Annotated in this window: 12 protein-coding genes; 7 read left to right on the top strand and 5 right to left on the bottom strand. The window is 43.9% G+C overall.

Annotated elements, in window-relative coordinates:
• The first annotated feature begins 6 nt into the window (after positions 1-6).
• The 3 genes from CVT17_RS07985 to CVT17_RS07995 are packed head-to-tail and all read left to right on the top strand — an operon-like array spanning position 7 to position 2,188.
• Positions 7-759 carry an amino acid ABC transporter substrate-binding protein gene (locus CVT17_RS07985; protein ID WP_107858974.1) on the top strand — a complete coding sequence of 251 codons (753 nt, stop codon included), beginning with the start codon at positions 7-9 and terminating at the stop codon, positions 757-759.
• 23 nt (positions 760-782) lie between these two features.
• On the top strand, positions 783-1,451 hold the full coding sequence (locus tag CVT17_RS07990) for an amino acid ABC transporter permease (RefSeq protein ID WP_107858973.1): 669 nt from the start codon (positions 783-785) through the stop codon (positions 1,449-1,451).
• Entirely contained in the window at positions 1,451-2,188 is a 738-nt protein-coding gene (locus CVT17_RS07995; protein WP_107858972.1) for an amino acid ABC transporter ATP-binding protein, read from the top strand. The genes CVT17_RS07990 and CVT17_RS07995 overlap by 1 nt, the downstream gene beginning before the upstream one ends.
• Positions 2,189-2,221: 33 nt before the next feature.
• Here the strand turns inward: CVT17_RS07995 and fldA are convergent, their stop codons facing one another.
• The 4 genes from fldA to CVT17_RS08015 all read right to left on the bottom strand — a co-directional run bounded on the left by fldA (position 2,222) and on the right by CVT17_RS08015 (position 5,050).
• Positions 2,222-2,713, bottom strand: coding sequence for a flavodoxin FldA (gene fldA, locus CVT17_RS08000; protein ID WP_107770607.1), 492 nt, complete (start codon positions 2,711-2,713; stop codon positions 2,222-2,224).
• 11 nt (positions 2,714-2,724) lie between these two features.
• On the bottom strand, positions 2,725-3,438 hold the full coding sequence (locus CVT17_RS08005; RefSeq protein WP_107770606.1) for a UDP-N-acetylmuramate--alanine ligase: 714 nt from the start codon (positions 3,436-3,438) through the stop codon (positions 2,725-2,727).
• Between the two features lie 3 nt (positions 3,439-3,441).
• Positions 3,442-3,753: a DUF2325 domain-containing protein gene (locus CVT17_RS08010; RefSeq protein WP_002939277.1), complete on the bottom strand. Its 312-nt coding sequence runs from the start codon at positions 3,751-3,753 to the stop codon at positions 3,442-3,444.
• Between the two features lie 133 nt (positions 3,754-3,886).
• Complete coding sequence (locus CVT17_RS08015; protein ID WP_107858971.1) at positions 3,887-5,050, bottom strand: sugar transporter; 1,164 nt, start codon at positions 5,048-5,050, stop codon at positions 3,887-3,889.
• A gap of 169 nt (positions 5,051-5,219) precedes the next feature.
• Between CVT17_RS08015 and nifJ the strand changes: the two genes are divergently transcribed.
• From nifJ to CVT17_RS08035, 4 genes are all read left to right on the top strand, one after another.
• The gene (nifJ, locus tag CVT17_RS08020) at positions 5,220-8,822 is read left to right on the top strand and encodes a pyruvate:ferredoxin (flavodoxin) oxidoreductase (RefSeq protein ID WP_107858970.1); all 3,603 of its coding nucleotides are present in this window, start codon (positions 5,220-5,222) and stop codon (positions 8,820-8,822) included.
• 175 nt (positions 8,823-8,997) lie between these two features.
• On the top strand, positions 8,998-9,603 hold the full coding sequence (locus tag CVT17_RS08025) for a LemA family protein (RefSeq protein WP_103579474.1): 606 nt from the start codon (positions 8,998-9,000) through the stop codon (positions 9,601-9,603).
• Positions 9,604-9,654: 51 nt separating this feature from the next.
• A complete protein-coding gene (locus CVT17_RS08030) occupies positions 9,655-10,161 on the top strand; it encodes a DNA-deoxyinosine glycosylase (protein ID WP_107858969.1) in 507 nt (168 codons plus the stop codon).
• Positions 10,162-10,267: 106 nt separating this feature from the next.
• Positions 10,268-11,413 carry a toxin-antitoxin system YwqK family antitoxin gene (locus tag CVT17_RS08035; protein ID WP_107858968.1) on the top strand — a complete coding sequence of 382 codons (1,146 nt, stop codon included), beginning with the start codon at positions 10,268-10,270 and terminating at the stop codon, positions 11,411-11,413.
• Positions 11,414-11,807: 394 nt separating this feature from the next.
• Here CVT17_RS08035 and CVT17_RS08040 read toward each other — a convergent pair whose 3' ends face one another.
• The gene (locus tag CVT17_RS08040) at positions 11,808-12,356 is read right to left on the bottom strand and encodes an NAD(P)H-dependent oxidoreductase (protein ID WP_054197179.1); all 549 of its coding nucleotides are present in this window, start codon (positions 12,354-12,356) and stop codon (positions 11,808-11,810) included.
• Between the last annotated feature and the right edge of the window lie 33 nt (positions 12,357-12,389).

Raw genomic sequence — 12,389 nt, forward strand, 5'->3', positions numbered from 1 at the left:
ATCAAAATGAAATTTACAAATTTATTAAAAGTAGTAGCCGTGCTTGCAATGGCTCTAAATTTGCAAGCAAAAACTATAAAAGATGGCGTGCTAACAGTAGCAACTGAAGGCACTTACGCCCCTTTTACATTTTATAATGACAAAAATGAGCTTGTAGGATATGACGTAGATATCGCAAGAGCAGTAGCGCAAAAGTTAAATTTAAAAATTGAGTTTCTAACAGCTCCTTGGGATGCGATGCTTGCGGCATTTGACGCTGGTAAAGCGGACGTGGTGTTTAATCAAGTTAGCATAACTGATGAGAGAAAGAAAAAATATGCTTTTTCAGTGCCTTATACTGTAACATTTGGCGCTATCATCACTAGAAAAGATAATAACGATATAAAAAGCTTTGTTGATCTAAAAGGCAAAAAAGATGCCGACTCAGCAACTAGTAACTGGGCGAAAGTAGCCGTAAAATACGGCGCTGAGCTAGTTGTGACTGATAGCTATGCGAAAAGTATGGAGCTTCTTATATCAAGACGTGTAGATGCTGTTGTAAGAGATAACATCGTATTTTACGACTTCATAAAAGAGCGTCCAAACGCGCCTGTAAAGATAGCTGCCTCACTTGACGAGAAAGACTACACAGCAGCAGCTGTTAAGAAAGACAACGCCGAACTTGCAGAGCAAATTTCAAATGCTCTAAACGAACTTTCAAAAGAAGGCAAACTAGAAGCCATCTCAAAAAGCTACTTTGGCAAAGACGTCTCAAAATAAATTTATAAACCAACAAGGCAAAAATGGAAAATTTAGATAGAGTGATCGAGCTTGTTTCAAGCTCGACACTACCGATGATCATCGCACTTTTAAAAGTGACGATCCCACTTACTTTACTCTCGTTTTCGCTAGGGCTTGTCATCGCCATTATCACAGCAGTAGCGAGGCTTTCAAATATAAAAATTTTAAAATTTATATTTGCCACTTATGTTTGGATATTTCGCGGCACACCACTTCTTGTGCAGCTTTTTATCGTATTTTACGGGCTTCCTAGCATAGGTTTCACGCTTGATACTTGGAGTGCGGCGACTATCGCTTTTAGTCTAAACGTGGGTGCTTATGCATCTGAGTCTGTAAGGGCTGCCATACTTTCTGTGCCAAAAGGTCAGTGGGAGGCTGCCACATCGCTTGGCATGACGCACTATCAAATTTTAAAGCGTATCATCGCGCCTCAAGCAGTGAGGATCTCCTTACCGCCGCTTTCAAATACATTTATAGGCCTTGTTAAAGACACTTCGCTAGCAGCTTCTATAACGATGGTGGATATGTTTATGGTCGCTCAAAGGATCGCAGCAAGGACCTTTGAACCACTCATCCTCTACATCCTAGCAGCACTCATCTATCTAGTGGTTTGCACACTCTTAACCTATCTTCAATCAAGCCTTGAAAAAGCTGTCTCAAGGTATGTCTAATGGCTATAAATTTTAAAAATATAAGCAAATCTTACGGCGATCATTTGGTGCTAGATAACATAAACACAAGCTTTAAAGAGGGGCAAACAACTGTGATAGTTGGCTCATCTGGTTGTGGCAAATCAACACTTCTTAGATGTATAAATTTACTTGAGATCCCACAAAGTGGCACTTTAGAGGTAGATGATAGGAGTGTAAATTTTAAAGAGAAGCTTAGCTCAAAAGAACTTTTAGAAATTCGCAAAAAAACTGGTATGGTCTTTCAAAGCTTCAACCTCTTCCCACACCTAACAGCACTTCAAAATGTCACTGAAGCTCCGATCTACGTTCAAAAAAAAGATAAAAACGAAGCGATAAAAGAGGCAAAAGATCTTTTAGCCAAAGTGGGGCTTAGTCACAAAGAAGACACCTATCCAAACAGGCTCTCAGGCGGTCAAGCGCAGCGTGTAGCCATCGCTAGAGCACTAGCTGTAAATCCATACTTTTTACTGCTTGACGAGCCTACAAGTGCGCTTGATCCAGAGCTTGAGGCCGAAGTTTTAAAGGTAATCTTATCTCTTGCAAAAGAGAAAAAGTCTATGATCATCGTCACTCATAATATGAATTTTGCTAGAAAGATAGCTGATAGAATTTTGTTTTTAGATAAAGGCGTGATCGCATTTGATGGCTTGGTAGATGAGTTTTTCAATAGCCAAAACGAAAGAATAAAAAGCTTTATCTCGGCTATGGATATATGAAAATTTTAGCTAGAAAATCTAGCTAAAATTACATTAAGCAAAGTAAGGTTTTATCTGCTCGATCCAAGCTGAAATTCTACCCTCAGTTTTGTCGCTTTGATTGTCAGCGTCAAGCGCTAAACCTACAAATTTTCCATTTTTTACGGCATCAGAGCCATCAAATGTATATCCGTCAGTGCTAACCTCACCAACTACATTTGCGCCAGCTTTTACGACCTCATCATAAAGCTTTGCCATGCCATTACAGTACTCATCAGAGTAGCTCTCGCTATCACCCATGCCAAAAACAGCGACTGTTTTTCCGCTTAGATTTAGCGCTTTAAAGTCAAACGCATCCCAGTCATCTTGAAGATCGCCACTACCCCAGGTTGATGTACCAAGGATGAGCTTATCAAAGCTATTTAGTTTTGCTGCGTCTACATCGGCAACGTTTAAAAGCTCATTTTCAAGGCCTAGACCCTCACTTATAAGTTTTGCTGCATCTTCGGTATTTCCCATGCTGCTTCCATAAACTATACCTATCATTTTTATCCTTTTTAAAAAATTTTACTAATAATCGTATAAGGCACAAGCTTGATCAAACCTCTCGCACAACAGTGTCTAACCTCAACGTGTCGCCTAAATTCCTCATTTCTAGGAAAAACGATATAAACCATCTCACACTCGTGACCAAGCACACCGACGGCTCTATCTATATCGTCGTTTAAATTTCTCATATCATCAAAGCTCACTTTTTTAAAGCTTGGCATGACACTGAGCAAATTTTTACCATCTTTTTTGACCGAGATGACACCGCTATTTAGCATGACCTCTTTGTCTTGATGGCGGAGGCGTATTTTATCATAAACAAATTGACAAAACATCTGTGCCGCATCGATACAAAACTCAAATTTCCCACTTACATAAAGCATTTTTATCATCTTTGCAGCCGCCATCTTTGGCTCTTTTGCTATAAATTTGATCTTTGAAAAGTCGCCTTTTAAATAAGCATTTATGATGATATTTGATGAAAAACAAAAGCGATCTGCTGGCTTACAATTTAGACATTTTCCGCGAAGCAGGAAATTTATCCTGGCCTCAAAAATTTCTTTGAAATTTAGAAATTTAGCGTAAGAAAGTGGTATTTTTAGCTCACTTTCTACACCAGAATTATAAAGTGCAATAAAAATTTTTGCACGTGAAAGCCTATCAAGCTTTGCAAAAATATTTGGAGTTATTTCGCCAATATCTGATAAAAGCCCGAATCTCATTGATTATTCTTTGCATCCAAATTCCTTATCTAGCCCAAAGACCTTGCAGTACTCGCAAAATACGCAACTAACGCTTCTTTTTGCACAAACAATTGGAATATTTCTCTTTTTTGCTTGAGTTTTAATAGTCTTCATCGTGTTGTGGTTTAAAAAACTAGTTAGCATCACCACGCACTCAGTATCTTGAGGGATTGGCTTGCGATTTACACGGTTTTCATTTCTAGCATCCCAGTGTTCTATCTTCTCAGCTCCCAAATCATGTAAAACTGCCTTGATAGGCGTTATCTCATCTGCACCGATAACTAAAACTGACATAATAAGCTCCTAAAATTTATTCATTTTCTGATAATGATTATAAGGAAGTTTAACTAAAATTTTTCTTAGTTATGATATTTATTATCACTTATATGTAGAAATTTGTAACGTTTTGCTTAGAATATTTAAACATCTAAATTCTCTTAACCTTAGATACCGCAAACAAAAATATGATAAGTCCGCTTGCGGCAAAAAAACTACCAACATTCCCGATATTTTGCTCGCCTAAATGAACTATCGTTTGATGCCCTATTAGCGCCCCTGCTCCGATGCCTATGTTATAAATAGCCGAAAATATCGCCATTGCGGCATCAGTTGCATTTGAGGCTAAATTTAGCACTTTTATTTGAAAGCTCATATTTACACCAGCTATGCCAAGCCCCCAAACAAAGGCCAAAACTAGCATTAAAACTTCATTTTTAGCAATAAAATTTAACAAAAGCAAGCAACATAAAATAAGCATAATAGAAATTGCAGAAAATGCATTTGGAATAAGCTTATAAAATTTAGAGAAAAGCAGGCTTGCGACTACACCAGCAACGCCAAATATAAGCAAGAATATTGTGATAAATTTTCCATCAAAGCCACTGATATCTTTTGCAAATGGCTCAATGTAGCTATAAGTGCTAAAATGCGCGCTTATGATAATTGCCGTTAGTAAAAATATGACCATTAAAAGGCCATTTCTTGCAAGCTCTGGCAAGCTTTTAAGTGAGCCTGAGTTTTTACTTGGCAGAAGTGGCAAAATTTTATATAGCCAAACTCCAACACCAACAGCAAAAATTCCGATCAGTCCAAAGGTCACACGCCAGCCAAGTGCGTCACCTAAAATTCTTCCAAGTGGCAGACCAAGTATCATCGCTAGTGATGTACCAAGAGCTAGCAATCCAAGAGCTTGCGAGCTTTTATTTATCGGAGCTAGCCTAACAGCAAGTGAAGCAGTGATAGCCCAAAAAATGGCATGGGCAATAGCTATCATCAACCGAGCAATAATTAAAATTTTAAAATTCCAAGCAAAGGTGCAAAGCATATGAGCTACAACAAATACGATAAAAACTTTTAAAAGAAGAGATTTTCGTTCTAAATTTGCAGTTAAAAGCATAAGCGGTAAAGAGAGTATAGTGACGCTCCACGCATAAATCGTGATGATAAGACCAGTATCGGCGGTGCTCATATCAAAGTCTTTTGCAATATCACTTAAAAGTGGCACTGGGACAAACTCAGTAGTGTTAAATATAAAAGCACAAAAAGCAAGAGCTATAACCCTTAAATAGGCTACCCTATGAACACTTATCAAATTTTATCCTTAAATTTTTTCATTAAGGTAATGGAATTTTGCTTAAAGTTAGTAATTTAAAAGGCAAAATTCTCAGAATTTATTAATGACATAGATTAATAGTAGATTTTGGAAACTAGCTCTATAATAAAAGATTTTTAAAAATCGTAAGAAAATTTAAGGCGGAAAAATGGCTAAAATAATGAAAACTATGGACGGAAACGAGGCTGCGGCGCACGCGGCTTACGCATTTACCGAGGTTGCGGGCATATACCCGATCACCCCTAGCTCGCCGATGGCTGACTACACCGATATGTGGGCGGCTCAGGGCAAGAAAAATTTATTCGGCATGCCGGTTAAAGTAGTCGAAATGCAAAGCGAGGGCGGGGCGGCGGGCACTGTGCACGGCTCGCTGCAAGTAGGCGCCCTAACTACGACATACACGGCTTCGCAAGGCCTTTTGCTAAAAATCCCGAATATGTACAAAATCGCAGGCCAGCTACTGCCGGGCGTCATCCACGTGAGCGCGCGCTCTATCGCGGCTCAGGCGCTTTCTATCTTTGGCGATCATCAGGACATTTATGCCTGTCGCCAAACGGGCTTTGCGATGCTAGCAAGCGGCTCTGTGCAGGAAGTCATGGATATCGCGGGCGTCGCGCATCTAGCGGCGATCAAGGGTCGCGTGCCGTTTTTACACTTTTTCGATGGATTTCGCACGAGCCACGAGATACAAAAGGTCGAGGTGCTTGACTATGCGCACTTTGATAGGCTTCTTGACCGCGAGGCGCTGCAAAAATTTAGAGACGAGGCGCTAAGCCCTGAAAGCCCGAAGACTCGCGGTACAGCTCAAAACGACGATATCTACTTCCAGACGCGCGAGCTAGCTAACCGCTACTACGACGCGGTGCCTGATATCGTAGCCGAGTATCTAAAAGAAATTTCAAAAATCACGGGACGAGACTATCGTCCGTTTAATTATTACGGCGATCCGCACGCTACGCGCGTCGTGGTTGCGATGGGTTCGGTAACGCAAACTCTAGAAGAAGTCGTCGATCACCTGCGCGCAAAAGGCGAAAAAGTAGGCGTGCTAAAAGTGCATCTATACCGCCCGTTTAGCCTAAAATACCTCTTTGACGTAATGCCTGAGACGGTAGAAAAGATCGCCGTGCTAGACCGCACGAAAGAGCCCGGAAGCCTCGGCGAGCCGCTATATCTGGACGTCAAGGCTGCGTTTTACGGACACAAAAATCAGCCCGTGATCGTGGGCGGACGCTACGGCCTAAGCTCAAAGGACGTCGATCCTGCACAAATGCTGGCGGTTTTTGAGAATTTAAATTTAAGCGAGCCAAAAAACGGCTTTACCGTCGGTATCGAGGACGACGTGACCTTCACCTCGCTAAAAGTCGGCGAGAAAATTTCGCTAAGCGACGCAAGCGTGAAAGAGTGCCTATTTTACGGCCTTGGCGCGGACGGTACCGTTGGAGCGAATAAAAACTCAATCAAAATCATCGGCGATAAAACCGATCTTTACGCGCAGGCGTATTTTGCATACGACAGTAAAAAATCGGGCGGCTACACGCGCTCGCATCTACGCTTCGGTAAAAACCCGATCCGCTCGACCTATCTCGTCTCAAATCCCCACTTTGTAGCCTGCTCGGTCGCGGCGTATCTTGAAATTTACGACGTCATAGACGGTATCCGCGAGGGCGGAACGTTCCTGCTAAACTCGATCTGGGACGCCGAGCAGACGGTCGCTAAACTACCTAATAAAGTAAAGAAAATTTTAGCTGAGAAAAGAGTAAATTTCTACATCATCAACGCCACTAAGCTAGCTCGCGAGATCGGGCTAAAAAACCGCACGAATACCATCATGCAGTCGGCGTTTTTTAAACTTGCAGACATCATCCCATTTGCCGACGCGCAAAAATACATGAAAGAGTACGCACACAAAGCCTATGCCAAAAAGGGTGAAGCGATCGTGGAGATGAACTACAAGGCTATCGATATGGGCGCGGATGGGCTGGTCAAGGTCGAAGTAGATCCTAGCTGGGCAAATTTGACGGATGACGCCGCTAACGAGGAGAAATACGTCGGCGACGAATTTATAGAAAAAATCGTCAAGCCTATCAACGCCGCCAGGGGCGATAGCTTGCCCGTTTCGGCATTTGTGGGCTATGAGGACGGACACTTTAAATCAGGCACGACGCAATACGAAAAACGCGGTATCGGCGTAATGGTACCGAAGTGGATCGAGGGCAACTGCATCCAGTGTAATCAGTGCGCCTTCGTCTGCCCGCACGCGGTGATCCGCCCGTTTCTAATCGACGAAAACGAGCTCGCCGCCGCGCCGCAAACCGTGCAAGATCACGTCCTAGACGCCAAAGGCAAAGAGGTAAAAGGGCTAAAATACAAAATCCAAGTTAGCCCGCTTGACTGCACGGGCTGCGAGCTGTGCGCTCAAATTTGCCCGAGCAAGGAAAAATCGCTCGTCATGGTACCGCTAGCCGAGGAGATGGAGCGACACGAGCAGGAAAACGCCGATTATTTATTTAAAAAAGTAACCTACAAAGACGATCTGATGAGCAAAGATAGCGTCAAGGGCGTGGGATTTGCGCAGCCGCTATTTGAGTTTCACGGTGCGTGTCCCGGATGCGGCGAGACGCCTTATATCGGGCTTGTTACGAGACTTTTCGGCGACCGTATGATCGTGGCAAACGCCACCGGTTGTAGCTCGATCTACGGCGGTAGCGCGCCTTCGACGCCTTATACGACGAACAAAGAGGGCAAGGGCGTAGCGTGGGCGAATTCGCTATTTGAGGATAACGCGGAGTTTGGCATGGGTATGAACGTCGCGGTAGAGACGCTGCGCCACCGTATCGAAGACGTCATGCTACGCACCAAAGACGCCGCGCCAAATGCCCTAGCCGCGCTATACTCCGACTGGATCGCACACAAAAACGACGGCGAGAAAACGACGCAAATCGCTAAAATTTTAACACCGATTTTGGAGCAAAATTTAAGCGTAGAGGGCGTAAAAGAAATTTTAGAGTTAAAAAGATATCTCGTCAAAAAATCCCAGTGGATCATCGGCGGCGACGGCTGGGCCTACGACATCGGCTTTGGCGGGCTTGATCACGTGCTAGCTAGCGGCGAGAACGTAAACGTGCTCGTGCTTGACACCGAGGTCTACTCAAACACCGGCGGCCAAAGCTCAAAATCAAGCCGCGCAGGCTCCATAGCGCAGTTTACCGCTAGCGGCAAGCCGATGCAAAAAAAAGATCTAGGCTACATCGCGATGACCTACGGAAATATCTTCGTAGCTCAAATCAACTCAAACGCCAGCCAGGCAAACACGATAAAAGCCATCGCCGCAGCCGAAGCCTACGACGGACCTAGCCTCGTGATAGCGTATTCGCCGTGTATCGCGCACGGTATAAAAGGCGGCATGGCGCTCTCGGGCGGTCAAGGCGAGCTAGCGACCAAATGCGGCTACTGGCCGACCTACGTCTACGATCCGCGCCTAATCAAAGAGGGCAAAAATCCGCTCAAAATGACCTCAAAAGATCCTGATTGGTCGCTTTACGAGGAGTTTTTGCTAAACGAGGTTCGCTACAACTCGCTTAAGAAAACCAATCCGCAGCACGCGGACGAGCTGCTGGCTAAAAACAAGGCCGACGCACAAAGACGCTACCGTCAGCTAAAACGCCTAAGCTTGGCTGACTTTAGCGACGAGATCGAGTCTAGCGCGCCTGAAAGCGCCGAGGATGCCTCTGCCGGCAGCGTAGCCGAGTAAAGAGTAAATTCTCCCGCTTAAATTTATCATGTGGGAGAATTTTGTTTTTAGATAATTTCACTTAAAAAATAAAATAACCCACAAAAAAAATAAGCAAGTTTCTAAATCCTTAAAGTGAAATTAAGTCGTAAAAAGTCAAAATCGTATATCTTAAAACAAGTAAAAAGGAGCAAAGATGCTTATTACTATAATTGTTGTTGTTATTGCCCTAGCGGCTTATATTATTAAAATATACAATAAACTACAATTAATGATGCAAAACATCAGAGAGAGCTTCGCAAATATCCAAGCTACGCTCAAAAAACGTTTAGATCTATCAAATCAAATAATAGATATAGCCAAAGATTATGCAAGTAGCGAACAAATGATTCAACTTGGCGTTTCTGGAAATGGAGTCGCAAAAGTAGCTGCTTTGGCTCAAGCCTTTCCGGAACTAAAGGCTAACGAAACATATCAAATGCTAATGTCGCAGTTAGAAAAAATCGAGAGCGAACTCCTAAATAAACGTGAAAGCTACAATGCTGAGGTAAAAAGCTATAATTCTTATAAAAATGCGTTCCCGCAAGTCCTAATAGCCTCAAAACTATCTTTTGAATCAGTCGCTTATTTTGACATTAATGATGAGGACTTTAGTGAAAATTTAAAAATATTTAAAAAAGATGATTCGGCTAGAATACAAGAAATTTTAAGTGACTCTAATAAGAAAATCACCGATATTGCAATGAATGCAAAAAAGATGATTAACGATAAAATTTCAAATAATCCAAACCAAAAAGAGTAATTTTTTATAAAATCATAAATGGTTTGAATGACTAAAATTTAAAAGATATAGATGAACCAAATTAGTCCATTTAAACCGATTTTTGATAAAAACTCTAAAATTTTAATCCTCGGCTCATTCCCTTCCGTAGTTTCTCGCAAGCTGGGCTTTTACTACGCAAATCCACAAAACCGCTTTTGGCGAGTGCTGGCCGGGATTTTAAACGCTCCGCTGCCTACAAGCATGGATGAAAAGATAAATTTTCTACTCGCTCACCGCATCGCTATCTACGATGCCGCGATCTCGTGCGAGATAAAGGGCTCGAGCGATGCTAAAATGACCGCCGTTGAGCCTGCAAATTTGGAGCCGATTTTTAGCGGAGCGCGCATAGCGCAAGTTTACGCAAACGGCGGTAAGGCGCACGAAATCTGCGAAAAATACCTAAAAAATCAAATTTTAAACGCAACGGGTAAAGAACCCGTCAAGCTACCCTCGACCAGTCCCGCAAATGCAAATTTTAGTTTTGAAAGGCTCGTGCAAGAGTGGACGATCGTCGCCGAAGCGTTAAAAGACGGCTAAATTTGATGCGAGCCTTCAAATTTAACTCATCCAAAATAATCGCACCTTCACCTTAAATTTAGTTTCAAATTTTAAAATAACCCAAATTAAACAAAGCAGGAAAACCATGAAAATCTTAAAATTTCTATTTTTACTTCCGCTTCTAGCCATCGGTGCGCAAGCGCTGGAGCCAAAAATCATAATGAAGCCCGAAGCGAGCCTAAAAAATGGCCTTTACTACGTAAAAGGCAAGCTCTACGACGGCACGTTAAAGATGCTGCGCTACAGCGTCGAGGACCTATATGACGTAAATGCGATGGGCATGGTCTATCCGAGGCTAAAACCTCTGCCGCCCACGCTTATACGCGAGATAGACGTGCAGGGCGGCACGGCGGTGCGATATCGAGACTATTTTGACGGCAGAGACAAGCCCTCAAACGAATATCCCCTAAAAAACGGCGTCCGCGAGGGCACGGCTAAGCACTACCATGCAGATAGCGGCGCTCTGATGGGCGAGAGCGAATACAAAAATGGTGTCCGCGACGGGCGTTATCGCCGCTACTACTTTGACGAGGGCGGCGCGTTAAAGCAGGAGGGCTTTTTCAAGGCGGACAGGCGAGAGGGCATTTTCACGGACTATTACATTAGCGGCGAGGTTAGCGCACGCAGTCCATACGCGGGCGGGCTTCGAAACGGCGAGGACTTCGACTACTACAAAAGCGGTAAAATTCGAGGCGTGCGAACCTACAAAGAGGGCAAGCGAGAGGGCGCGGAGACGTGGTACTACGAAAGCGGCACCGTGGAGGAGACTGGCGAATACAAAAATGACCGCAAAAACGGCGTTTGGAAGCGATTTTACGAAAACGGCAAAACGCGCGTGGTAGAAAATTACAAAGACGGCGAAAAGGACGGCGTCGCGCGCGAATACTACGTGGGCGGCAAGCTACGAGGCGAATACGAGTACAAAGACGGCCGCCAAACGGGCGCGGGGCTGGACTACTACGAGAGCGGGGCGCCGGCGGCAAAAGTAATGTTTAAAAACGGGCGCTATCACGGGCTGTACGAGGAGTATCACGAAAACGGCAAGCTAAAAGCCAGAGTGATGTTTGAGGACGGGCTGGAGGTCGGCGAGGCGCGCCACTACTACGCAAACGGCAAACTAGAGGCCGAGGGGGAGTTTGAGCGCGGCAGGCTCATCCGCGCCAAAAAATACGACGAAGCGGGTAAGCTAATCAGCGATAAACAGGGTAAAAACAGACTTCCGAGGGAGTAAATACTAAAATAAGTTGTTACTGGCATCATTTGAATTTTTATCAAACCAAATATTTGCATCTTTTATATTTTGAATATTTTAATTAGCTTTATTTAACCACTATCATTTTAAATGCAAGATACTTTTATTTTTTTTGCGCGCAGATAAATTTTTAGCAAAGCTGCGACGAAATCGCTGCGACAACAATAGCGTACAAAAACGGCTCGAATGCATACTATCAAACGCAAAACGATCCTACGAATACGGCGAGTGAGTAAAAAGCGCAAATTTTACTAAAAAACGTATTTTTTAATATCACGCAAACATCGTATAACACGTACCAGTCAGACGTATTGCAATGCTTTTAGCCACGTTGTTGTCGCGAAATTTTAACTCGCGGTCGCAAAAGACGAGGCTAAATTTGATATTCGCCTGGGCTTAGCTCTCCTCGTAAAAGCTTGCCAAAGCGCGCAGCTGCGGCATCTACGGCATCGTCGCCAAACTCGCCCGGCTCAAATCCGCTACTAATAAACGGCACGGCAAACTCCATCCCGCAGTAGTTTGCCGCGATCTTAAGCGGCGTTAAAATTTCATCCAAGCTAAAGCCGATCGCGCCCTGTTTAGAGTATTCGCTAAGCGGAGTACTGACGCTTAGCGCAAGCTGCAAGACCTTGCCTTTAAGCGCGCCGGAACCCACCAGCTCGTGCGAAAAGACGATGTCGATATAGGCTTTTAGCATAGGCGGCACGTTTAGCCAGTGCATCGGGTACAAAAATACGATGCGCTCGGCAGCCGCTAACGCGTCTTGCTCTGCGCGGGCGTCTATGCGCGCGATATCTAAGCCGTAAAGCCCCTCCAAATGCCGCACCTTAGCGTCCGCTGCGGCCTTTGCTACCTGAGATAAGGCTTTGTTTACGCGCGATGCGGCGAGATTTGGGTGCGATAAAATCACAAGAGTTTTCATGTTGTTTCCTTTGTTAAAATTTGCGGAATCATA

Origin of the sequence: Campylobacter concisus (genome assembly GCF_003048775.2) — a bacterium.
Taxonomy (GTDB): Bacteria; Campylobacterota; Campylobacteria; order Campylobacterales; family Campylobacteraceae; genus Campylobacter_A; species Campylobacter_A concisus_I.